21 protein-coding genes are annotated in these 22147 nt (G+C 64.2%); 8 read left to right on the top strand and 13 right to left on the bottom strand.

Features of this window, described 5'->3' with window-relative positions; genetic code table 11:
- From BLV07_RS50220 to BLV07_RS44440, 6 genes are all read right to left on the bottom strand, one after another.
- Window positions 1–260: transposase (locus BLV07_RS50220; RefSeq protein WP_143035434.1), on the bottom strand; the 260-nt coding region annotated here is incomplete at its 3' end.
- 241 nt (window positions 261–501) lie between these two features.
- Entirely contained in the window at window positions 502–1284 is a 783-nt protein-coding gene (locus BLV07_RS44420) for a DUF4167 domain-containing protein (protein WP_091898946.1), read from the bottom strand.
- A gap of 459 nt (window positions 1285–1743) precedes the next feature.
- On the bottom strand, window positions 1744–2625 hold the full coding sequence (prmC, locus tag BLV07_RS44425; protein ID WP_091898947.1) for a peptide chain release factor N(5)-glutamine methyltransferase: 882 nt from the start codon (window positions 2623–2625) through the stop codon (window positions 1744–1746).
- Window positions 2626–2628: 3 nt separating this feature from the next.
- On the bottom strand, window positions 2629–3714 hold the full coding sequence (gene prfA / locus BLV07_RS44430; RefSeq protein WP_091898948.1) for a peptide chain release factor 1: 1086 nt from the start codon (window positions 3712–3714) through the stop codon (window positions 2629–2631).
- Window positions 3715–3772: 58 nt separating this feature from the next.
- A complete protein-coding gene (gene ptsP / locus BLV07_RS44435) occupies window positions 3773–6040 on the bottom strand; it encodes a phosphoenolpyruvate--protein phosphotransferase (protein WP_091898949.1) in 2268 nt (755 codons plus the stop codon).
- A 268-nt stretch (window positions 6041–6308) separates the two neighbouring features.
- Entirely contained in the window at window positions 6309–7565 is a 1257-nt protein-coding gene (locus BLV07_RS44440) for an aspartate kinase (RefSeq protein WP_091898950.1), read from the bottom strand.
- A 153-nt stretch (window positions 7566–7718) separates the two neighbouring features.
- Between BLV07_RS44440 and BLV07_RS44445 the strand changes: the two genes are divergently transcribed.
- The 3 genes from BLV07_RS44445 to BLV07_RS44455 all read left to right on the top strand — a co-directional run bounded on the left by BLV07_RS44445 (window position 7719) and on the right by BLV07_RS44455 (window position 10138).
- On the top strand, window positions 7719–8186 hold the full coding sequence (locus BLV07_RS44445; protein ID WP_091898951.1) for a PH domain-containing protein: 468 nt from the start codon (window positions 7719–7721) through the stop codon (window positions 8184–8186).
- A 14-nt stretch (window positions 8187–8200) separates the two neighbouring features.
- The gene (gene ubiG, locus BLV07_RS44450; RefSeq protein ID WP_176946173.1) at window positions 8201–8974 is read left to right on the top strand and encodes a bifunctional 2-polyprenyl-6-hydroxyphenol methylase/3-demethylubiquinol 3-O-methyltransferase UbiG; all 774 of its coding nucleotides are present in this window, start codon (window positions 8201–8203) and stop codon (window positions 8972–8974) included.
- 264 nt (window positions 8975–9238) lie between these two features.
- Complete coding sequence (locus BLV07_RS44455) at window positions 9239–10138, top strand: EamA family transporter (protein WP_091898952.1); 900 nt, start codon at window positions 9239–9241, stop codon at window positions 10136–10138.
- On the opposite strand, the gene BLV07_RS44460 is transcribed toward BLV07_RS44455, so the two are convergent.
- From BLV07_RS44460 to BLV07_RS44475, 4 genes are read right to left on the bottom strand one after another with little or no spacing between them, the layout of a single operon-like run.
- Window positions 10135–10623, bottom strand: coding sequence for a DUF1178 family protein (locus BLV07_RS44460; RefSeq protein ID WP_091898953.1), 489 nt, complete (start codon window positions 10621–10623; stop codon window positions 10135–10137). The two genes, BLV07_RS44455 and BLV07_RS44460, sit on opposite strands and share 4 nt — an antisense overlap.
- Window positions 10620–11498, bottom strand: coding sequence for a carbon-nitrogen hydrolase family protein (locus tag BLV07_RS44465; protein ID WP_091898954.1), 879 nt, complete (start codon window positions 11496–11498; stop codon window positions 10620–10622). The genes BLV07_RS44460 and BLV07_RS44465 overlap by 4 nt, the downstream gene beginning before the upstream one ends.
- Window positions 11495–11770, bottom strand: a complete 276-nt coding sequence (grxC, locus tag BLV07_RS44470; RefSeq protein WP_091898955.1) for a glutaredoxin 3 — start codon at window positions 11768–11770, stop codon at window positions 11495–11497. The genes BLV07_RS44465 and grxC overlap by 4 nt, the downstream gene beginning before the upstream one ends.
- A 47-nt stretch (window positions 11771–11817) precedes the next feature.
- Window positions 11818–12615, bottom strand: coding sequence for a ComF family protein (locus BLV07_RS44475; protein ID WP_091898956.1), 798 nt, complete (start codon window positions 12613–12615; stop codon window positions 11818–11820).
- 231 nt (window positions 12616–12846) lie between these two features.
- On the opposite strand from BLV07_RS44475, the gene BLV07_RS44480 reads away from it, so the two are divergent.
- Window positions 12847–13695 carry a methyltransferase domain-containing protein gene (locus BLV07_RS44480; RefSeq protein ID WP_091898957.1) on the top strand — a complete coding sequence of 283 codons (849 nt, stop codon included), beginning with the start codon at window positions 12847–12849 and terminating at the stop codon, window positions 13693–13695.
- A gap of 133 nt (window positions 13696–13828) precedes the next feature.
- Here BLV07_RS44480 and mutT read toward each other — a convergent pair whose 3' ends face one another.
- From mutT to BLV07_RS44495, 3 genes are all read right to left on the bottom strand, one after another.
- Window positions 13829–14239, bottom strand: a complete 411-nt coding sequence (gene mutT / locus BLV07_RS44485) for an 8-oxo-dGTP diphosphatase MutT (RefSeq protein ID WP_091898958.1) — start codon at window positions 14237–14239, stop codon at window positions 13829–13831.
- A 6-nt stretch (window positions 14240–14245) separates the two neighbouring features.
- Complete coding sequence (gene argJ / locus BLV07_RS44490; RefSeq protein ID WP_091898959.1) at window positions 14246–15487, bottom strand: bifunctional glutamate N-acetyltransferase/amino-acid acetyltransferase ArgJ; 1242 nt, start codon at window positions 15485–15487, stop codon at window positions 14246–14248.
- 285 nt (window positions 15488–15772) lie between these two features.
- A complete protein-coding gene (locus BLV07_RS44495) occupies window positions 15773–16696 on the bottom strand; it encodes a peptidylprolyl isomerase (protein WP_091898960.1) in 924 nt (307 codons plus the stop codon).
- Window positions 16697–17051: 355 nt separating this feature from the next.
- On the opposite strand from BLV07_RS44495, the gene secA reads away from it, so the two are divergent.
- The 4 genes from secA to BLV07_RS44515 form a co-directional block, all read left to right on the top strand.
- Window positions 17052–19892: a preprotein translocase subunit SecA gene (gene secA / locus BLV07_RS44500; RefSeq protein WP_091898961.1), complete on the top strand. Its 2841-nt coding sequence runs from the start codon at window positions 17052–17054 to the stop codon at window positions 19890–19892.
- A gap of 116 nt (window positions 19893–20008) precedes the next feature.
- Window positions 20009–21175, top strand: a complete 1167-nt coding sequence (locus tag BLV07_RS44505) for a tyrosine-type recombinase/integrase (RefSeq protein WP_091898962.1) — start codon at window positions 20009–20011, stop codon at window positions 21173–21175.
- A gap of 3 nt (window positions 21176–21178) precedes the next feature.
- Complete coding sequence (locus BLV07_RS44510; protein WP_143035730.1) at window positions 21179–21430, top strand: hypothetical protein; 252 nt, start codon at window positions 21179–21181, stop codon at window positions 21428–21430.
- Between the two features lie 75 nt (window positions 21431–21505).
- Window positions 21506–22147 (top strand): hypothetical protein (locus BLV07_RS44515; RefSeq protein WP_210187866.1); only part of this gene is annotated, 642 nt, incomplete at its 3' end.

Raw genomic sequence — 22147 nt, forward strand, 5'->3', positions numbered from 1 at the left:
AACGAAGCACGGTCATCCAGCGCCTCTTCAAGCTCCGGATCGGACAGTCCATACCATTGCTGCAGCAGCAGCGCCTTGAACATCAGCAGCCGCGGATAAGCCGGCGCCCCGCGCTCCGGTTCCGGCAGGCCGCGCAGCACGCGCTCCACTGCTGCCCAATCGACCAGTTCGCCAATCCGCCTTAGTACCGGATTGGCTTTCCCCTGCCGCGACACCAGCGCGTCCGCAAAGCTCGGTTGCCCCACCTGCCGATATGCCATTCCCGTCCCCTCCAACCGGTCCAGGGAATCGCAGATTCGCCGATTATGCAAAGTTCTCGCTTGCGGGAGAGGGGTGGGGAGAGGGTGCCTCCGCAGAGAGATTCGCCAAGAGGAGAGAGCCCTCACCCGGCGCTTCGCGCCGACCTCTCCCGCAAGAGGTGCAACTCAGCCAACGCGCATCGCCAAAAACAAATCGTCCCGGCGTGGCCGGGACGATGCAGTTCACGAAATCGGAAGAAGCTTACTCGCCGGTCGCGAGATCGTCGCTGGGCGCGACCGGAGCGGCTTCGCGCTCGGGACGCGGGCCATGCGGCCGGCGGCGCCGCCGCGGATAGCGTTCGCCACCGCCGCCGCTACCACCCTCGAAGCCGCCCTGGCCGCCATTCGCGCCGACATTCACTTGTGGCTGCGCGCCGGTGATGAAGGAGGGCAGGCGATCGACGCTGCCGGCATCGGAGATGACGGGCTGCGGCTGATTCTGCGGCTGCGGCTGATATTGCGGTTGCGGACGATGCTCGCGTTCGCGGTGCTCGCGCGGCTGCTGCTGATCGCGCTGATAGGGCTGCTGGTTGTCGCGCGGCTGATGATCGCGCTGATGGTGATCACGCTGGCCATCGCGGTCGCGCATGAAAGGCTGCTGCGGCGGCTGCGGGACGAAGCCCGGCTCCTGGCCGAAGGCCGAGAAATTCTCGCCATCGTCCTCGCTGTCGTCGCTGCTGGCGATGGGCTCGTCACCGCGCGGCTGCTGCTGGTTCTGGCGGAACTGCTCCTGGGCGGCCGCGATCAGGCGGAAATAATGCTCGGCATGCTGGTAGTAGTTCTCGGCCGCAACGGGGTCGCCGGAGGAGCGCGCATCGCGCGCGAGCTGAAGATATTTTTCCGCGATGTGCGAAGCCGTGCCGCGGATCTTGATGTCGGGCCCGTTGGACTCGAAGACCCGGGTCATCGGGTTCTGGCCGCGCCGGTTGTTGTTGTTATTGTTGTTGCGGTTGCGCATCCGCTGCTTGTTCTGACCGTTTCTCATGTCCTGCCTTTAATTCCAGCCCTAAAGGTTGCACGCATTACTGATTGCTCGGAGTGACCTGGTGACAGCGGTTCACGATTCTCGCACGCACCGCGTGCAAGAGCAGCCTGAACCCTGCCGATGTTCGTCGACCGTCGCGTTCAACAAAGACGCGTTCCCCACCCGCCAGCATTCATTGCCAGCGAACCCATTCATATCGCCTGCCGAAACAGGCCCAGCTTTCTTGCGTAAGTCTTCAAGCGCAATAGGCTTTCGTTCACGTTGCGGTCGGAGAGCAGCGCAGCTCCACTGGCCATCGCGCTCAACAGGACCTGCGGCTTGGAACCTATAATCAGTAAAGCTCTCGCCCGAGAGCCCGGCTTTCGCCCGTAGGTCTACGGGGCCGGCACCGATGTGTTGACCGAAACGTAGTCGTTCCCACGGGATATTCCAAGAGGTTTTTACGGGCCAATCCGGCTTTTATGGGGGCATTTTTCGGGCCGAAACGGCCCGCGGAATACCCGCCAGATCGGCCTTGGGTGGCCTGTCCGGCACTAACGCGGCAGCCGCCATCAAGGTTTCAATATTTCGGGCCTGGCCCTGTCCGGCCTCGACGATCAGCGCGCCCCCGGGGGCGAGGCGTTCGCTCGCCTGCGGGATCAGGGCGCGATAGGCGTCGTATCCGTCATTGCCACCGTCGAGTGCCAGATGCGGATCGTGCTCGCGCACCTCGATGCTCAATTTCGGGATTTCGGCCGAGGGAATATAGGGCGGGTTCGACACGATGAGATCGAACGGGCCCGAGAGCGCCGCCGCATAGGAGCAGGCGACGAAGGCGGCGCGGTCGGCGAGGCCGAGAGCCCTGGCATTGTCCCTGGCCGTGACGAGCGCCGTCAGGCTGAGGTCGGTGCCGACGCCGAAGGCATCAGGAATTTCGTGCAGCAGCGCAAGCAGGATCGCGCCGGATCCGGTGCCGATGTCGGCGATGCGGGGTGGATGAGATGCCTTCTGCTCGCGAAGGATTTCGAGTGCGAGCTCGACCACGGTCTCGGTATCGGGACGCGGGACCAGGGTCGCTTCGGACAGGCGAAATGGCAGCCCCCAGAATTCGCGTGTGCCGAGAATGCGCGCCACCGGCTCGCCGGCGATGCGACGCTGTAGGTGCTGTGCGAGCCGCGACGCCTCGGCTTCCGTGAGGGGGCGGGCGGCCTGCGCGATCAGGCCAGTGAGGTCGAGGCCGAGCGCCGCGCCGAGCAGGATGCGGGCATCGAGCTCGGCTTCGTCGAGCTGGGCCGATCTCAATTGCGTGGCCAGCGTGCGCCGCACGCTCTCGATCGATCGTCCGGTGAAGGGATTGCTCACGCGTCAGGCCGCCGCGCCCTGCGCGGCGAGCTGCGCGGCCTGGTGCTCTGTGGTCAGCGCGTCGATCAGCTCGCCGAGTGCTTCCCCCGCGATCACCTGCGGCAGCTTGTAGAGCGTCAGATTGATGCGATGGTCGGTCACGCGCCCTTGCGGGAAGTTATAGGTGCGGATGCGCTCGCTGCGGTCGCCGGAGCCGACCTTCTCCTTGCGCTCGGCCGAACGCGCGGCATCGACGCGCTGGCGCTCGGCATCGTAGATGCGCGAGCGCAGGATGTTCATGGCGGAGGCGCGGTTCTTGTGCTGCGAGCGGCTGTCCTGCATCATCACCACGATCCCGGTCGGGATGTGGGTGATGCGGATCGCCGATTCGGTCTTGTTGACGTGCTGGCCGCCGGCGCCCTGCGCGCGCATGGTCTCGATGCGCAGATCCTCGTTCTTGATATCGACGTCGACATCCTCGACCTCCGGCAGCACCGCGACCGTCGCCGCGGAGGTGTGGATGCGCCCCTGCGTCTCCGTATCGGGCACGCGCTGCACCCGGTGCACGCCGGATTCGAATTTCAGCTTGGAGAACGCGCCGCGGCCCTGCACCTCGGCGATGATCTCCTTGTAGCCGCCGACGGTGCCTTCGCTGGCCGAGATCACCTCGACCTTCCAGCCCTGAAGGCTGGCGAAGCGCTCGTACATCCGGAACAGATCGCCGGCAAACAGCGAAGCTTCGTCGCCGCCGGTGCCGGCGCGGATTTCCAGCACCACGTTGCGGTCGTCCATGGCGTCCTTGGGCAGCAGCGCGACGCGGATCTTCTGGACCAGCTCCTCGATCCTGGCCGTTAGCTCGTCGCGTTCGGCTTCCGCCATGCCGCGCATCTCGGCATCGGTCGCGGGATCGGCGATCAGGGCTTCGGTATCGGCGAGCTCCCTGACCGCGGAACGATAGGTCTTCACCGCCTCGATCAGCGGCGTGATCTCGGCGAGCTCGCGCGTGATCTGCACATAACGGTCGGAGGCGAGCTGGCCCAGCGATTCGGCCTCGAGTGAGGCGTGATGCGCGAGCAGGACGTCCAGTTTGGCTTCGGGGAGTGACAACATCGGTACAGTCTCAAATGGGCGGACGGAGGCGAGGAGAGCGGAAGCGGCGCCAGGCTCGCTACAACGCCAGGCCTTCGGCCTCGGCAAATTCCGTCAGCTTCTGCCGGATCGCGACGCTGCCCGCAGGCGCGTCCAGCAACGGGCCAAGCATCGCCTCGGCCTTTTTTGCGTCGAGGTCGAGCACCATCGCCTTGACCGGGCCGAGGGCGGTGGCCGAGAGCGACAGCGAGCGATAGCCCAGTGCGATCAGCGCCAGCGCGCCGATCGGCTTGGAGGCCATTTCGCCGCAGAGCGACAGCGACTTCTTCGCCGCATGGGACTTGCGTGCAATGTCGCGCAGCGCGCGCAGGATCGGCGCCGACATCGTGTCGAAGCGCTCGGAGACTTTTGCGTTGCCGCGGTCGACCGCGAACAGGAACTGGAACAGATCATTGGAGCCGACCGAGATGAAGTCGACCTTCTTCAGCAGCTCGTCGAGCTGGTAGAGCAGGGCCGGCACCTCGACCATGGTGCCGATGTCGATTCTTTCAGGCAGCGTGTGGCCGTGCTGGCGCAAATATGTGAGCTCGCGCTCGACCAGCGCCTTCGCCGCATCGAATTCGGCGACCTCCGAGATCATCGGGAACATGATGCGCAACGCGCGGCCGCCGCCGGCACGCAACAGCGCGCGGATTTGGCCGCGCAACAGGCCGGGACGATCGAGCCCGAGCCGGATCGCGCGCCAGCCGAGCGCGGGATTCTCCTCGATCACCGCTTCCATGTAGGGCAGCGCCTTGTCGCCGCCGATGTCGAGGGTGCGGAAGGTGACGGGCTTGCTGCCGGCCGCATCCAGCACGGTGCGATAGAGCGCGAGCTGGTCGCTGGTGCGCGGCAGGCTCTGGCCGACCATGAATTGCAATTCGGTGCGGAACAGGCCGATGCCGGCGCTGCCGGTGTCGTCGATATGCGGCAGGTCGATGGCCAACCCAGCGTTGATCATCAGTTCGACCTTCTGGCCGTCCTTGGTAACGCAAGGCCGATCGCGCAGCGCCAGATACTGCGCCTGGCGGCGGGCGCGGAAGCGCACGCGCTCGGCGAAGGCGGCCTCGATTTCCTGCGAGGGGCGCACATAGATCGAGCCCGACGTGCCGTCGACGATGATGGCGTCGCCGGGATCGGCGATGCCAGGGGCGTTCGGAACTTCGCCGACCGCAGGGATTCCGAGCGCGCGCGCCACGATCGAGACGTGGGAATTGGCGGTGCCTTCCTCCAGCACGATGCCGCGCAGGCGCTTGCGATCGTAGTCGAGCAGCGCCGCCGGGCCCATCGCACGGGCGATGACGATGGCGTTGTCGGGCAATTGCTCGCGTGAAGGCGCGTGGTCCTGGCCGACCAGCTGTCGCATCAGGCGGTAGCCGAGATCTTCCAGGTCGTGCAGGCGGTCGCGTAGATACGGATCGGTCGAGCGCAGCATGCGCGCGCGGGTGTCGGACTGCACGCGCTCGACGGCGGCTTCCGCGGTGAGGCCGGTGGCGACCGCCTCGTGCAGCTTGTGCGACCAGCCCTGGTCGTTGGCGAACATGCGGTAGGCTTCCAGCACGTCGCGGTGCTCGCCGCCGTCGGCGACGTCGCCGCGCTCCAGCATGCGGTCGAGATCGGCGCGCAGCTTGGCGAGCGCGGTGTCGAGCCGCTTGATTTCCTTCGGCAGGTCCTCGGCGATGTAGTCCTTGATGACCACGCGCGGCTCGTGCAGCACGACATGGCCGAGCGCGATGCCTTCCGACAGGATGGCGCCGACCTTCTGCGCGGAATGGCGCGCGGCAGGCTCCTGGCCGGGCTGGGCGAGCGCGGACAGTTCGCCGGAGGCAATCAGCTCCGCCAGCACCATGGCGGTGGTCTGGAGCGCCTCGAGCTCCTCCTCGACATAGTTGCGCTTGGCGCGGTTCTGCACCACCAGCACGCCGAGCGTGTTGCCGGCCCGCAGGATCGGCACGCCCAGGAAGGAGTGGTAGATTTCTTCGCCGGTCTCGGGGCGGAACGAGAAGGCCGGGTGGCTCTGCGCATCGCTTAAGTTGAGCGGCGTCGCCTCACTGGCGACGAGGCCGACCAGGCCCTCATGGGCGCTGAGCACGGTGTGGTGCACCGCCTCGCGGTTGAGACCCTCGGTGGCGTAGAGTTCCAGCGTGTTGTCGATGCGCAGCACATAAACCGAGCACACCTCGGCCACCATGTTGGCGGCAATCAGCACCACGATCTTGTCCAGCCGCTCCTGGGCTGAGACCTGCTCCGCCATGGTTTCGCGGAGCCGTCTCAACAAGACGCGGGGACCTCCCGACGCGCTCCGCATGTACCGTCAATCTCCTCCGTCTGCCGGGCCCCGAAGGGCTGTCGGCGGCTCGCCCGGAAATCCAGAAAAACAACAAGCTTGTTCGTCCGGCGCCGGCCCTGGTGGTTGCCAGAGCCGAATCGGCATCGCCTCAACTGGGGCACAGTATCTGGCAGCCCACCCTGTCCGCCTATAGCGAATTGGGGCTTGTTTTGCCAAGCAAAACGCCTGCCAAACGCGAATGTGTGGACACCTTCGCGTTTGCTGCGACCGCTAACAGAAAATTCGTCTAAGTCTGATCGAGGCCGTAGAGCGTGTGCAGGGTGCGCACTGCAAGCTCGGTATAGGCGGTGTCGATCAAAACCGAGAATTTGATCTCGGAGGTTGTAATGGCCCGGATGTTGATATTCCGTCCGGCGAGGGCCGAGAACGCCTGGGCGGCGACGCCGGCATGGCTGCGCATGCCGCTGCCGATCACCGAAATCTTGGCGACGTCGGTGGCGGTATCGAGCCGGGCATAGCCGATCTTGGCCTTGGCGGCGGTAATCGTGTCCTTGGCGCGGGTGTAGTCGGCGGCCGGCACCGTGAAGGTGAGGTCGGTGGTCTTGCCGTCCTCCGAGACGTTCTGCACGATCATGTCGACGTTGATGTTGGCATCCGCCAGCGGGCCGAAGATCGAGGCCGCCACGCCCGGCTTGTCCTCGACCTGGCGCACCGAAATCTGGGCCTCGTCCTTGGAGAAGGCGATACCAGTGACGACGTGGCTTTCCATGATCTCCTCCTCGCTGCAGATCAGCGTGCCGGGCGGCTGGTTGGCATGCGGGTCGATATCCTCGGGCTTGTCGAAGCTCGAGCGGACGAAGATCGGCATGTTGTGGACCATGCCGAGTTCCACCGAGCGGACCTGGAGCACTTTGGCGCCCTGGGAGGCCAGTTCCAGCATGTCTTCGAACGCGATCTTATCAAGCCTCTTGGCCTTCGGCACGATTCGCGGATCGGTGGTGTAGACACCGTCGACATCGGTGTAGATATCGCAGCGGTCCGCCTTGACGGCGGCGGCGATCGCCACGGCCGAGGTGTCGGAGCCGCCACGGCCGAGCGTGGTGATGCGATCCGTATCTGGGTTGATACCCTGGAAGCCGGCGATGACCGCGACCTCCTTGCGTTCCCTAAAGCGCTTGATGATCTCGCTGCCGTCGATGTCCTCGATCCGGGCCGAGGCATGGGCGTCGCTGGTCTTGATCGGGATCTGCCAGCCCTGCCAGGAGCGGGCCTGGATGCCCATGCCCTGCAGCACGATGGCAAGCAGGCCGGACGTCACCTGTTCGCCGGAGGCAACGACGGCGTCGTACTCGCGCGCATCGTGCAGGGGCGAGGCCTCGGTGCACCACGCCACCAGCTCGTTGGTCTTGCCGGACATCGCCGAGACGACCACGGCCACTTCATGGCCGGCGTCGACCTCACGCTTCACGTGGCGCGCGACGTTGCGGATACGTTCGATGTTGGCGACGGACGTGCCGCCGAATTTCATCACGAGGCGGCTCATGACGACGCGTGCATTCCCTCATAAGGATCAGTATGGTGACCGCACCGGACGGGTGCCTCGCGGATACCGACCGCGCGTATACAGAGCGGCGGGGCCGGGGGCAAGCGGGTTCCTGCGGGGGCAGGGTGCGGGGGTAGTGGGTTAACCGAGGCCATGGCGCGTTATATCGACGAGATCCTGCAACCGGGCGAGCGGGTGCTGTATTCGACCAATGCGCACTGGATCTTCTATTTTCCGGCCATCGTGGCCTGGATCGTAACGTTGGCCCTGCTGATCCTGTCGCGGCAGGCAACCGCCGACGGGCTCGTTTTGCTTTGCCTTATAGCCGCGGGTCTCGTGGCTCTGGCGGCCCTGTATTGGACCATCAAGGGCTGGTTCCATCGCTTCACCACCGAAACCGACGTCACCAACCTCCGGGTCGTGCACAAGACCGGGTTCATCAAGCGCCGCACCTTCGAGATGGCGCTGGACAAGGTCGAGAGCGTCGACGTCGACCAGACCATTCTTGGACGGATTCTCAACTACGGCGACGTGACGATTCGCGGCGTTGGCGAGGGAATCGAGACGATCAAGACCATCGCCTCGCCGCTCGCCTTCCGTAGTTCGATCACCACGCGGTAGGACCGCGCGTAACCATGAGCATGCAGCAAAATACTTCCGCAACCGCCACCGCCCAGCCGGGTTCGACCGTCGACGCCGCGGAGATCGCGAAATTCTCAAAACTCTCGGCGGAGTGGTGGGACCCCAGGGGCAAGATGGCGCCGCTGCACCGGATCAATCCGCTGCGGCTTGGCTACATCCGTGACGCCGCCTGCCGCAAGTTCGAGCGCAATGTGCGCAGCCTCAACTGCCTCGGGTCCTTGCGCGTGCTCGATATCGGCTGCGGCGCCGGCCTGCTGTGCGAGCCGCTGTCGCGCTTGGGGGCGCAGGTCATCGGCATCGATCCTTCGGCGAGCAACATCGCCGCCGCGAAGCTGCATGCCGACAAGAGCCATCTCGCGATCGACTACCGCTGCACCATCGTGGAAGAGATCGATCCGCGCGAGCGCTTCGACATCGTGCTGGCGATGGAAGTGATTGAGCATGTCACCGACGTCGGCGTGTTCCTGAAGCGCTGCGCGGCGATGCTGAAGCCGAACGGCCTGATGGTGGTCTCGACGCTGAACCGGAACTGGAAGAGCTTTGCGCTCGCCATCGTCGGCGCCGAATACGTCCTGCGCTGGCTGCCGCGCGGCACCCACGAGTGGAACAAGTTCGTCACTCCCGATGAGCTCACAAAATACCTGCTCGACAACCGCCTCGTCATTACCGAGCAGACCGGCGTCGTCTACAGCCCCTTCGCCGACAAATGGACCCTCTCCTCCGACATGGACGTGAACTACATGGTCGTGGCGGAAGGGATGGTGTGAGGCCGCGCCGCATCCAACCATTCGGTGTCGTCCTGGCGCAGGCCAGGACCCATTACCCCGGCAGATGTTGTGGCGCGAAACCGACAACTACGGGTCTTCGCAAAACTGCCCCATGGGGTAATGGGTCCTGGATCTGCGCTTCGCTTGTCCAGGACGACACCGAAGATGTGGCGAAAGCATCGCTCCCATGACTTGCGCGTGATTGACCTGCTTCGCCGCTAGCGGCACGTTGCCGCAATCTTCCCTGCCCCCCATCCCACCCCCATGTTCACCATCGCCAGCCTCTGGATTCCCTTCACCATCATTGCCGCGCTCGGGCAAGTCGCGCGCAATGCGATGCAGCGGTCGCTGACGAAGCCGCTGGGGACCTGGGGCGCGACCAACATCCGCTTCCTGTTCGGCTTCCCGTTCTCGCTGCTGTTTCTCGCGGTGGTGCTGGTCGCCACCGGCGATCATGTCGGCATGCCGCCGTTCGTGTTCTGGCCGTGGCTCTTGCTCGGCGCACTCAGCCAGATCGTCGCCACCGGGCTGATGCTGCTCGCCATGAACGACCGCTCCTTCGTGGTGACGACGGCCTACCTCAAGACCGAAGCGATCCAGACCGCGATCTTCGGCTTCGTCTTCCTCGGCGATCACCTGACCTGGCTGAAGGTGCTGGCGATCGTGATCGCGACCGTCGGCGTCGTCATCACTGCGCTCCGGCCCGGCGGCGAGAAGAGCTTTGCGGAATTGAAGCCGACCATCACGGGGCTCGTCGCCGCTGCGGCCTTCGCACTCTCCGCGGTCGGCTTTCGCGGCGCCATCATCACGGTGCCGGGCGTGTCGTTCGTGACAGCTTCGTCGTTCACGCTGGTGCTCGGCCTGTTCGTGCAGACGCTGGTGCTGACGATCTATCTGCTCTGGCGCGCGCCAGACGTGTTGCGGGGAATCCTCGGACTGTGGCGGCCGTCGATGCTCGCGGGCTTCACGGGCGCCTTCGCCTCGCAATTCTGGTTCTTGGCGTTTGCGCTGACGGCCGCCGCCAACGTCCGCACGCTCGCTTTGATCGAGGTGCTGTTCGCGCAAGCCGTGGCGTATTACTCGTTCAAGCAGCCGATCGCGCCGCGCGAGCTTGCAGGCATCGCGTTGATCGTGGTCGGGGTGGCTGTGCTGGTAGGGGTTTAGTTCCGATCTTCCGGCAGCACCGGCAGCGGCGACACCTCGATGCCTTCGTCGATCAGCGATTTGGCTTCGTCGGGCGAGGCCTCGCCATAGATCGGACGGTGCTCCTTGTCGCCGTAGTGCATGGCGCGGGCTTCGTTGGCGAAGCGATCGCCGACATTGTCGGCGTTCTTGACGATGTGATCGCGCAGCTCCTTGAGCTTCGTGCGCAGCTCTTTCTCCTGCGCCATCAGCAGCGAGGTCGGTCCTGACGGCGCAGCCTCGGGCGCAGGCGTGGCGCTCGCGGTGGGCTCCGGTGGCGGCGTAGCGCGGCCGCGCCCCTTCTTGCCGACGATGCGCGGGGCCATGATCGCCTTGTCGACCTTGGCCGAGCCGCAAATCGGGCAGGTCACGAGCTTGCGCTTCACCTGCGAATCATAGGCCGACGAGCTCTGAAACCAGCTTTCGAAGGCGTGGTTCCGGTCGCAGTGCAGTGCGTAGCGGATCATGCCGATCCCCGTACGAGATGCAGATGGTCTGGCCCGGCCTTGGCGTCGGCGACGCCGAAGCGGCGGCCGTGCTGGAGCGAGGGAATCGCCCGGCGCGCCGTCTCGACCTTGGCCGGGTCGATCTTGGCCATGATGACGCCGGGCTCGACGCCGCCCTCGGCGAGGATCTCGCCCCAGGGGTCGATGATCAGGGAGTGGCCGTAGGTCTCGCGCTTGTTCTCGTGCAGGCCGGCCTGCGCCGCGGCGAAGATAAAGCAACCGGTCTCGATCGCGCGCGAGCGCAACAGCACGTGCCAATGCGCCTCCCCGGTCTTGCGGGTGAAGGCCGAGGGCACGGTGATGAAGGACGCGCCGCTCTCGGCCAGCGCGCGGTAGAGCGCAGGAAAACGGACATCGTAGCAAATCGTCAGGCCGACGCGGCCCCAAGGCAGGTCGGAGATCACGGCGGTCTCGCCCGGCTGGTAATTGGCGGATTCGCGATAGCTCTCGCCGTCCGGCAGCTCGATGTCGAACATGTGGATTTTGTCGTAGCTCGCGAGCACGTTGCCCTCGGGCCCGATCAGGAAGGAGCGATTGACCGCCTTCTCAGGCGAGAATCGGAGCGCGAGCGAGCCGACATGGATGTGGATTCCGAGTTCCGCCGCGAGGGCCCGATATGCCTTCAGAGAGGTGTCGTCTTCTTCGCTCTGAAGATGCTCGAACAATGCCTTGCGGTTCAGCTGCATCATGTTGCTGACTTCGGGCGTCTGCACGTAGTCCGCGCCGTCCGCAGCCGCCTGCCGGATCAGCTTGGTAGCCTGCTCAAGGCTCGGCCCGGGCATTAGACCGGTGCGCATCTGCACCATGGCGGCGGTGAAGGTCCGATCCTCGCTCATGAGACGGCCTTGATACTGTCGAGCATGCCGTCGAGCTTGCCTTCGCGGTCGAGCGCGTAGAGCTCGTCGCAGCCTCCGACATGGGTTCCACCGATCCAGATCTGCGGAAACGTCGAGCCTTCGCCGGCGCGGCCGTACATGTCCTGGCGCCAGGACGGGTTCTTGGCAATGTCGAACTCGGTGAAGGTCGCCTTCTTGCGGCTCAACAGCGACTTGGCGGCGGAACAATAGCCGCAGCCCGGCCTCGTGTAGATCTCGATGGCAGCAGTCATCTCGTCTGGCGCTCTCATGTCATGAATTCGTTGAATTATATGGGACTTTACCGGGTCTCCACAACCCGGGCAAAGACCAGCACGTCGACCTGGGCGGCCTTGGCGCGCAGCAGAGCCCGCGCGCAGGCGTCCAACGTGGCGCCCGATGTCAAGACATCGTCGACCAGGACGATGCGGCGGCCCTGAATCTCGGGCTGACGGTCGGGGGATACCTGGAACGCGCCCTGCACATTGGTGGCGCGCTGGGCCCGCGACAGGCCGATCTGTTGCTCGGTGGCGCGCACCCGCCGTAACACCTCGCCCCGGACCTCGACGCCGCTCTGCCGCGCGATGATCCGCGCCAGCGCCCCGGACTGGTTGTAGCGGCGCCGCCAGGCCCGCCGCCAATGCAGGGGAACGGGGATCAGCATGTCTGCGCCAGAGAGCAGCTCGCCGCCGGCGCGCGCCATCCAGCGGCCCATGGCGGGCGCCAAATCGGTGCGGTCCTGGTATTTCAGCGCATGCACCAGCGTGCGCGCGACGTCGTCATAACGCACCGCCGCTCGCGCGCGCTGGTAGGCCGGCGGGCTCGCGATCGCCTCCATCGACAGCATGTCGGGACCGGGGTCATACACAAAGGGAATGCCGAGCCGCGGGCAATAAGGTCGTTCAATGAACGACAGCCGCGCCCAGCAGGAAGCGCACACGCCCTCGCCGTCGACCGGCTCATGGCAGGACACACACTGCGTCGGCAGTGCGATGTCGAGGGCAAGCCGCGCCGCGCGCGACAGCACCTGGCGGCCAGCCGTCCACGCGGCACGCAGAGGGGCGGCGATGGATCGGGCGGGGGCGGTTTCGGCGGCCATGCGGGGAAGGCTAGCGTTCCATGCTTATCCGCTCAAGCCACGCTCTCGTGCCCCAGACGCAGCGCAGCGCCTCTTCGGCGGTGCGCTGCAGAGCCGGGGCCCATCGCGCGGCATCATCCGCTGTTGCCGGCTGGGTCCCGGCTCTGCGCTGCAGCGCTAAGAGCGCTGCAGCGCGTCCGGGACACGAGAGAGGACATTGCAATAGCCGTCGTGATCGGCGTAACCAGCGGCATGGCTCAAGCTCCGCAATCCCCTCCCGCTTTGTTCGATCGCGCTTTGTTGCACGCGCGGCAGGGTCGCGCGCGGGCGCAAGGTCCGGTCGCCTTCCTGCTCGATCGTGTCGCCGAGGACATGTCCGACCGGCTGGCCGCGGTGATGCGGGAATTCCAGGCACCGGCCGATCTTTGGACGCCCGGCGAAGGGCTCGTGGGACTGCGCACGAGGCTACCTGCCATCGAGCACATCGCGCTCGATGCCGCGGGTTCGGAGAAGCTTCCCTTTGCACCCGAAAGCCTCGACCTCATCGTCTCGGCGCTGGCGCTGCAATTCGTCAACGACTTGCCGGGTGTGCTCGCGCAGGTGCGCTGCGCATTGAGGCCGGACGGATTGCTGCTCGCCGCCATGATCGGCGGCGACAGCCTGACCGAGTTGCGTCAGGCGTTTGCGGCCGCCGAAGCCGAATGCGAAGGCGGCGTGTCGCCGCGCGTTGCGCCGTTCGCGGACTTGCGCGATATCGGCGCGCTGTTGCAGCGGGCGGGCTTTGCGCTGCCGGTCACCGACGTCGACCGTGTCGTGGTGCGCTATGCCAATGCGTTTGCGCTGATGCAGGATCTTCGCCGCATGGGTGCGGCCAATGTGCTGATCGAGCGGCGGCGCGTGCCGAGCCGTCGCGCGACGCTGCTGCGGATGGCCGAGATCTATGCCGAGCGCTTCGCCGATGCCGACGGCCGCATCCGTGCGACGTTCGATATCATCTGGCTCTCCGGCTGGGCCCCGCATGCGAGCCAGCAGCAGCCGCTCAAGCCCGGCTCGGCCAAGGCGAGCCTGGCCGAGGCGGTGAAGAAGGCGGGGAAAGAGTGATGTGTGTCCCGGACGCAGCGCAGCACCCAGGTGATGCGCTGCAGAGCCGGGACCCAGCTCCGCGGCAAGCATGGCCCCGGCTCTGCAGCGCACCGCTGAAGATGCGCTGCGCTGCGTCCGGGGCACGGCATTGTCACATCAACAAATCAATCAAATGCGGGATCAGCGGGATGTCCGCGGGCGGCATCGGGTAATCGCGCAGTTTGTTGGCGCGGACCCAGGCGAGGTTTTGGCCTTCGCGCGCCGTGACCTGCCCCTCCCAGCGCCGGCAGATGTAGAGCGGCATCAACAGGTGAAAGGTCTCGTAGCCGTAGCTCGCAAAGGTCAGCGGGGCCAGGCACGGCTCGGCGACCGTGATGCCGAGCTCCTCGTGGAGCTCGCGAATCAGGCTCTGCTCGGGCCGCTCGCCCAGCTCGAGCTTGCCGCCCGGGAATTCCCAGAGGCCGGCCAGCGCCTTGCCCTCGGGGCGTTGCGCGATCAGGACGCGCTTGTCGGCGTCGACCAGCGCGCAGGCCACCACCAATGTGAGCTTGAGATCGGCCATGCTGCCTTACGACCTGTAATCCCCGTTGATCGCGACATATTCCTTGGTGAGGTCGCAGGTCATGACGCGGTCGCGGCCCTTGCCGAGGCCGAGCGCGACCTTGATCGCGATCTCCGGCGCCTTCATCGCCTCCGACACCTGGGCTTCGTCATAGGACGGATCGCGCGCGCCGCTCTTGGCGACGCGGATACCGTTGAAGGAGATCGAGAGCTTGTCACGATCGGCCGGCTCGCCGGCCTTGCCGACCGCCATCACCACGCGGCCCCAATTCGCGTCCTCGCCGGCGATCGCGGTCTTGACCAGCGGCGAGTTGGCGATCGACATCGCGATCTTGCGCGCCGAAGCCTTGGTCTTGGCGCCCTCGACGGTGATCTCGACCAGCTTGCGCGCGCCTTCGCCGTCGCGGGCCACCTGCTCTGACAAATTGGCGAGCACCTGGTTGAATGCCTTGACGAAGGCCTTCAGGCGCGGGTCGCTGGCGCGGCTGATCTTTGGCGCACCATGCGCGGCGGCGGCGCCCGTTGCGAAGGCGAGCAGCGTGTCCGAGGTCGAGGTATCGCCATCGATCGTCACGGCGTTGAAGGTGTCCTCGACGCCGCTCTTGAGCAGGGCTTGCAGCGCGGCGGGCGCGATCGGCGCGTCGGTGAAGATGAAGGACAGCATGGTCGCCATGTCGGGAGCGATCATGCCGGCGCCCTTGGCCATGCCGTTGATCGTGACCTTGGCCTTGCCGAGCTTCACGGTCGTGGTCGCGACCTTCGGAAAGGTGTCGGTGGTCATGATCGCCTTGGCCGCAGCGAGATAATCGCCGGGCTCGGCGGTCTCGGCGAGGCGGCCGAGCACGCCGTCGAACTTGGTCGCGTCCAGCGGCTCGCCGATCACGCCGGTCGAGGCGAGGAAGATCTCGCCCTCGCTGCACCCGACGGCCTTGGCGGCGATCTTCGCGGTCAGTGCCGTGGATGCGCGGCCGGTCTTGCCGGTGAAGGCATTGGCGTTGCCGGAATTGACGACGAGTGCGCGAGCCTTGCCGCCCTTCAATTTGGCGCGGGACCATTCGACCGGCGCGGAGGGGCATTTCGACTTGGTGAAGACGCCAGCCACGGCCGTGCCCTGGTCCATCACCGCCAGCAGCACGTCGGTGCGGTTCTTGTAGCGGATGCCGGCCTCGGCGGTCGCAAGACGGACGCCCGCGATCACGGGCATGTCGGGAACGTGTTTCGGGGCGAGGGGAGAGACGGAGGAGGACATCGCGGGCTTCCGGTAACGGGGCGGGAGGCGCTTCCTATCATCTCACTCGGCGGATTGGGAGAGGCGCGCCGCATACACAGTGTCGTCCTGGCGAAGGCCAGGACCCATACGCCGCAGCAAGTGTTGGTTTGCGCGATGGCGATTGCCTTCGTGAACAATTGATGACGGTGGTAATGGGTCCTGGCTTTCGCCAGGACGACAGTTGTATTTGCCGCGCCCGTCCACACCAAAAACGCAAATGGCCGGGACATGCCCGGCCATCGCGACGTCGAAATTGTCTTCGGCTTACTTCTTCGCAGGCGGCGCCATCTTGCTGTCGGAGGGCTTGGCCGCATCGGCCGGCTTGGCGTCCTTTGCCGCATCCGCCGGCTGGTCCAGCCGCTCGACCTTGGCTTCGGCGCGGAGCTTGGCGACGTACTCGGCCTGGGCCTTGCGGGTGACGTAGTTCTCGATCTGGGCCTTGACCTGCTCGAAGTCCGGCGCCTTGCGGTTGCGCTTTTCCTCGACCTTGATGACGTGCCAGCCGAACTGCGACTTCACGGGGTCGGAGATCTTGCCCGGCTCGAGCGCGAAGGCGACGGCTGAGAATTCCGGCACCATCTGCTCCTTGGTGAAGAAGCCGAGGTCGCCGCCATCGGCTGAGCCCGGATCCTTGGACTTCTTCTTGGCGAGATCGGCGAAATCGGCGCCCTTGTCGAGCTCGGCCTTCACCGCCTTGGCCTCGTCCTCGGTCTCGACCAGGATGTGGCGGGCGCGCACCTCTTGCTCGCCGGTGATCTGCTTGGAGGCCTCCTCATAGACCTTCTTCATGGCGTCGGGGGTGGTGGCGGCCTTGCCCTCGCCCGCGAGCAGGCTGTCCATCAGGAGGCGGTTGCGGGCGAATGCCAGACGCTTCTTGAACTCCTCGCTGTCGGCGACCTTCTTGTCCTCGGCAGCCTTGCTGACGATCTTCATGTCGATCAGGAACGACAGGACGTTCTCGTCCTTGGTCGCCGGGTCCATCTGGGCGAGGCTCGCCCCGAGCTCTTCCTCGGCCATGGCGACGTCGCTCTTCTTGATTTCCGCGCCATTGACCTTCGCCAGCACCGGATCGTCGGCGGCGCGGAGCGGCCCGGCGAACGCCAGGGACAGCGCCAGAGCGAGGCAGCCGGCCAGAGCGGACGCATGGCGAAAGCGCTGGCCGGTGGTTACCGGGAACGAGGTGGTCATGGAAAATCCTTATGTTGAAGCAGGGGGCTGCTCGAGCGGGGCGGACACTCGCCCAATTCAGGGGGCCTTGGCAACGCGAAAAGTCTGTCAAAATGATGAATTAGCCGCAATGCGGCCGCCGTTGACAAGGCTAGGGGCCGGCCATATCTCTGGCCCGGTCGCGTCCATGGCGATGGCGTTTATTTTGCTGCGTTTTTGGCCGTTGAACCCAGACTTGCTCAATTCCCACCCATATGGCGGACGACCCCCGCAGTCCGGGCTGAAGGCGCCATCGGCGTCACGGTGAGTTGAATAGGCAGGCGGGTGACAACTTCTTGGCTGCAACGCGGTTAAATCGCGAACACAGGAACTAGGCATGATCGGCGCGCTCGCCCGCAAGTTTTTCGGCTCCGCCAACGACCGGCGGGTGAAGGGATATCAGTCCCGCGTCAACGCGATCAACGCGCTGGAGCCCGAAGTCTCGAAACTCTCCGACGAGGCGCTCAAGGCCCGCACCGCCGAGTTCAGGAAGCAGATCTCCGAAGGCAAGACCCTCGACGACCTCCTGGTGCCCGCCTTCGCCACGGTGCGCGAGGCGGCCAAGCGCACGCTCGGCCAGCGCCATTTCGACGTCCAGCTGATCGGCGGCATGGTGCTGCACGAGGGCGACATCGCCGAGATGAAGACCGGCGAAGGCAAGACGCTGGTCGCAACGCTCGCGGTCTACCTCAACGCGCTCGCCGGCAAGGGCGTTCACGTCGTCACCGTCAACGACTACCTCGCCCGCCGCGACTCCGGCTGGATGGGCCAGATCTACGGCTTCCTCGGCATGACCACCGGCGTGATCGTGCACGGCCTCGACGATGCCGAGCGCAAGGCGGCCTATGCCTGCGACATCACCTACGGCACCAATAACGAATACGGCTTCGACTATTTGCGCGACAACATGAAGTATCGGCTCGAGGACATGGTCCAGCGGCCGCACTTCTTCGCCATCGTCGACGAAGTCGACTCCATCCTGATCGACGAAGCGCGCACGCCGCTGATCATCTCCGGTCCGCTCGACGACCGCTCCGACTTCTACAACACCATCGACAGCTTCCTGCCCAAGCTCGACAAGACCGATTACGAGGTCGACGAGAAGCAGCGCACGGTGACGCTGACCGAAGCCGGCATGGAGAAGATCGAGACCCTGCTGCGCGATGCCGGCCAGCTCAAGGGCGAGTCGCTCTACGACGTCGAGAACGTCTCCGTCGTGCACCACATCAACCAGGCGCTGCGCGCCCACACGCTGTTCACGCGCGATAAGGACTATATCGTCCGCGACAACGAGGTCGTGATCATCGACGAGTTCACCGGCCGCATGATGCCGGGCCGCCGCTATTCGGAAGGCCTGCACCAGGCGCTGGAAGCCAAGGAGCACGTCCAGGTTCAGCCCGAGAACCAGACGCTGGCTTCGATCACCTTCCAGAACTACTTCCGCATGTACGAGAAGCTCGCGGGCATGACCGGCACGGCCGCGACCGAAGCGGACGAATTGTTCGACATCTACAAGCTCGAGGTCGTGGAGATTCCGACCAACCTGCCGATCGCGCGTCTCGACGAGGACGACGAGGTCTACCGCACCCAGCAGGAAAAATACGGCGCGATCCTCGCCGAGATCGAGCGTGCGAACGCGCGGCTCCAGCCGGTGCTGGTCGGTACGGCGTCGATCGAAAAGTCGGAAGTGCTGGCCGAATTCCTCAAGAAGAACGGCTATAAGCAGATCGACTTCGGCAAGGACAACGCGCTCGACAAGCTCTATGCCGCGGCCCGCGCCGGCAAGCCGGCAAAGCTGTTTGCAGTGCTGAACGCGCGCTTCCACGAGCAGGAAGCCTATATCGTCGCCGAAGCCGGTGTGCCCGGCGCAATCACGATCGCGACCAACATGGCCGGCCGCGGCACCGACATCAAGCTCGGCGGCTCGCTGGAGATGCGCATCCAGCAGGAGACCACCGGCATCGAGGACGATGCCGAGAAGGCCAAGAAGATCGAGCAGATCAAGGCCGACATCGCGCATTTCCGCGACATCGTGCTGAAGGCTGAGGAGACCGTCGAGATCGAGCCGGCGAAGGGGAGCAAGCCCGCCAAGACCGTGAACAAGCCCGGCGGCCTCTACATCATCGGCTCCGAACGGCATGAATCCCGCCGCATCGACAATCAGCTGCGCGGCCGTTCCGGCCGTCAGGGCGACCCCGGCCGGTCAAAGTTCTTCCTGTCGCTCGAAGACGACCTGATGCGCATCTTCGGCTCGGACCGTCTCGACAGCATGCTCCAGCGTCTCGGCCTGCAAGAGGGCGAGGCCATCATCCATCCCTGGATCAACAAGGCGCTCGAGAAGGCGCAGCAGAAGGTCGAGGCGCGCAACTTCGACATCCGCAAGAACCTCCTCAAGTTCGACAACGTCCAGAACGACCAGCGCAAGGTGATCTTCGATCAGCGCGTCGAGTTGATGAGGGACGAGAGCGTCGCCGAGACCATCGCCGACATGCGCCACGCCTTCATCGACGATCTCGTCGCCAAGCACGTGCCCGAGCATGCCTATGCCGAGCAGTGGGACGTCGCGGGGCTGAAGGATGAATTGAAGCGCGTGCTCGATCTCGACCTGCCGGTCGACGAATGGGCCAAGGAAGAGGGCATCGCCGACGAGGAGCTGCTGACCCGCATCGAGACCAAAGCCGACGAGCACATGGCGGCCAAGGTCGCGCAATGGGGTCCCGACGTAATGCGTTACGTCGAGAAGACCATTCTCTTGCAGACGCTCGACCATCTCTGGCGCGAGCATCTGATCATGCTCGACCATCTGCGCCAGGTCATCGGCCTGCGCGGTTACGGCCAGCGCGATCCGTTGCAGGAGTACAAGACCGAGGCCTTCAACCTCTTCCAGGAGATGAGCGCGCATCTGCGCGAGGCCGTGACGGCGCAGCTGATGCGGGTCGAGATCGTCCCGCCAGAGCAGGAGGCTCCCATCCTGCCGGCGATGGAGGCGCACAAGTTCGACCCGAACACCGGCGAAGACGAGATGGCCCTTGCCAGCGTCACGCTCGGTGCCCAGGCCACCGACGCCGCCCTTCGCGATCCCAAGAACCCGGCCAGCTGGGGCAAGGTCGGCCGCAACGAGGATTGTCCGTGCGGCTCGGGCAAGAAGTACAAGCACTGCCACGGCCGCTGGGCTTGATGCAACTTATCGTTGCCTCTTCAATGGGTTAGTGGATCGCCTCAGCTAGGCTGCCCGCCTTCAATTGAAATGCTGTCGACCATGGTGGTGCTTGCTGATCTTCAGGGGCACCATGAATGGACGGCGCTCGGTATCTTGAGGATGGCAGGCTCACGATTTTTCGGCGTAACGGCACCTGCTATGCCCGCCTGCGACTTTCACCGGGGAAATATGTCACTCGGTCGTTGAGGACGACGGTCGAGGAGGCTGCCGTACAGCTGGGCCGACGGCTGCTGTTCCAATTAGAACACAGAGCCGAGCAGGGCCTGCCGCCAAAATCCAAAACATTCTCGACCGTCATTGACGACTACATCCGCTTCCGTGAGCGGGATCATGCACACGGCAAGACCTCGGTTGGGATGCTGAGGCAGATTAGAAGGGTTTCGAAGTTCTGGCGTGAATACGCTGGGCACCTCGCCGTTGAGGATATTGATGACAAGGTGATGCGGGAGTTCATTCCGTGGCGCCGGGATTACTACGCTTCCTTCGACAAGCTGCCAAAGAACGCCAAGCGACATCCCACAGATAAAACTCTGCAATGGGACATGATGCTCGGGAAGGCCATCGTTAAATGGGCCGCAGAGCAGGGATGGCGTGGCGATAGACCTCGGATAACCGTTAGCTTTACGCCGAAGAAGAAAAGAGTTCGGCCTGCCTTCGAGCGATGGGAGTACTGCAAGCTTTGGCGCACATTATGCAAACGGGTCGAGACCGCTAGAGATGCCCGCACTCGTAAGAGCCGAGAGCTATTGCGGTACTATGTCCTGGTGCTCGCCAACTCAGGCATTCGAACCGGCGAAGCAAATAGCCTGAATATCCGAGACGTTCACCCCTTCACGGATGAGAAGGGCCGCAACAATTATCGTTTAGTCGTGAGGGGAAAAACTGGCGAGCGAGACGTTGTTGTCAGGTGGGTAGCAGCGAAGCGGCTAGACAGATATTTGACAAAACGCCGAGCAGAAGATGCGGTCGGTCTTCTCTTCAGTATGCCAGATGGATCGAAGATCACCACACTCATCGACCAACTCAATGCTGCTCTTAGAGAGGCCGGGATAGAGCGCAACGGCTTCGGCGAGAAGTATACCGTTTACAGCCTACGCCATTTTTATGCAGTGAACGCACTCCGCAATGGAGTCGGCGTGTTTGAGGTGGCCCGCAACATGGGCACCTCAGTGCAGATGATTCAGGAGTACTATGGCAAGCAAGCCACTGCGGCAGTGTTTGCCACGAAATTGGGAGACTGAACCTTGGCCTGGTCGCAGATGAATCATGAGATCACCGATAAAGTGGAGGCTTTGCTCGACGAGTGTTCGACTTTTTACTCTCCCGACGTCGAAAGGTTCTACTCCAGAGAGCAGACTGAAGCGATTATCCACGCCGCTCTCTTAGGCTATGCGTCCCGTAGGGACAGCACTGCGGCTGCGTACGGTGCCAACCAGCTCTTCGAGGCGCTTGGCTTAGAAGATTGGACCTTCAAAAAAACTGCTCAGTCAGAATAGCCCCTTTCCGCAAGGTCATTTGGGAGCTGACTAATATCACCCAGCACTTCCCTGGTCGTCTTGACACGGCTTCGCATGCGGATGCAGATTATCGTAAATTGCTTTGCCAAATTGCTGAACTCTCTTTTGATCGAGCTGTTCATGTTAAAAAATTGGCGCTTCACTGCGCATGCATTGCTTTTGGCTTTCGCAGCCCTGACAGCATATCCTTGCTTCGCCCAAGACATGAACCTCGTCGGCCGAATGTGTCCTGCCGACCTCTCCACTTATGCGTTGCAAGACGGCACGAGCTGCGATCCTAAGGGAGAAGCTGCAAAGGCGTGCGACCGAAGGTTCAACGCACCCAGTCGGCCATGGCATGAATGCTATCAAGAAATATCTGTCTGCCAGGACCGCATCAACGAGTACAATCGCAAAACCACGGCTTACAACAATTGGGTCAACCAGTGCCGAGATGCCGATAAGAAGCGGATCGATGATCTTCAGCGAACCGCCAAGACCACACCTAATTCTGGCTCGTCACCTTCGTCCAACAGTTCACTGAGCGCAGCACTGGCAAAAGCCAAAGAGGCTGCGAAGAACGAAGCGAAGAACAGTGCACTCGACAACAGCAAAGCCAGGTTAGAACTCGATACTCAGGTTCAGCAGAAGAAGGCTGCTGACGAAGCTCGGATGAGAGCCGAGCAAGCTGCCGCTGACGCTAGATTGAGAGCACAG

It is taken from the genome of Bradyrhizobium sp. Rc2d, from assembly GCF_900099855.1.
Classification (GTDB): domain Bacteria; phylum Pseudomonadota; class Alphaproteobacteria; order Rhizobiales; family Xanthobacteraceae; genus Bradyrhizobium.

What these genes read in the sequence shown, in the direction of transcription:
- BLV07_RS44495 (WP_091898960.1), bottom strand. Translation starts at nt 16,696, where the DNA reads ATGACCACCTCGTTCCCGGTAACCACCGGCCAGCGCTTTCGCCATGCG.
- mutT (WP_091898958.1), bottom strand. Translation starts at nt 14,239, where the DNA reads ATGGCCGATCTCAAGCTCACATTGGTGGTGGCCTGCGCGCTGGTCGAC.
- BLV07_RS44465 (WP_091898954.1), bottom strand. Translation starts at nt 11,498, where the DNA reads ATGAGCGAGGATCGGACCTTCACCGCCGCCATGGTGCAGATGCGCACC.
- BLV07_RS44480 (WP_091898957.1), top strand. Translation starts at nt 12,847, where the DNA reads ATGGCTCAAGCTCCGCAATCCCCTCCCGCTTTGTTCGATCGCGCTTTG.
- ubiG (WP_176946173.1), top strand. Translation starts at nt 8,201, where the DNA reads ATGAGCATGCAGCAAAATACTTCCGCAACCGCCACCGCCCAGCCGGGT.
- BLV07_RS44475 (WP_091898956.1), bottom strand. Translation starts at nt 12,615, where the DNA reads ATGGCCGCCGAAACCGCCCCCGCCCGATCCATCGCCGCCCCTCTGCGT.
- secA (WP_091898961.1), top strand. Translation starts at nt 17,052, where the DNA reads ATGATCGGCGCGCTCGCCCGCAAGTTTTTCGGCTCCGCCAACGACCGG.
- BLV07_RS44460 (WP_091898953.1), bottom strand. Translation starts at nt 10,623, where the DNA reads ATGATCCGCTACGCACTGCACTGCGACCGGAACCACGCCTTCGAAAGC.
- BLV07_RS44455 (WP_091898952.1), top strand. Translation starts at nt 9,239, where the DNA reads ATGTTCACCATCGCCAGCCTCTGGATTCCCTTCACCATCATTGCCGCG.
- ptsP (WP_091898949.1), bottom strand. Translation starts at nt 6,040, where the DNA reads ATGCGGAGCGCGTCGGGAGGTCCCCGCGTCTTGTTGAGACGGCTCCGC.
- prfA (WP_091898948.1), bottom strand. Translation starts at nt 3,714, where the DNA reads ATGTTGTCACTCCCCGAAGCCAAACTGGACGTCCTGCTCGCGCATCAC.
- BLV07_RS44420 (WP_091898946.1), bottom strand. Translation starts at nt 1,284, where the DNA reads ATGAGAAACGGTCAGAACAAGCAGCGGATGCGCAACCGCAACAACAAT.
- grxC (WP_091898955.1), bottom strand. Translation starts at nt 11,770, where the DNA reads ATGACTGCTGCCATCGAGATCTACACGAGGCCGGGCTGCGGCTATTGT.
- argJ (WP_091898959.1), bottom strand. Translation starts at nt 15,487, where the DNA reads ATGTCCTCCTCCGTCTCTCCCCTCGCCCCGAAACACGTTCCCGACATG.
- BLV07_RS44440 (WP_091898950.1), bottom strand. Translation starts at nt 7,565, where the DNA reads ATGAGCCGCCTCGTGATGAAATTCGGCGGCACGTCCGTCGCCAACATC.
- BLV07_RS44445 (WP_091898951.1), top strand. Translation starts at nt 7,719, where the DNA reads ATGGCGCGTTATATCGACGAGATCCTGCAACCGGGCGAGCGGGTGCTG.
- BLV07_RS44505 (WP_091898962.1), top strand. Translation starts at nt 20,009, where the DNA reads ATGGACGGCGCTCGGTATCTTGAGGATGGCAGGCTCACGATTTTTCGG.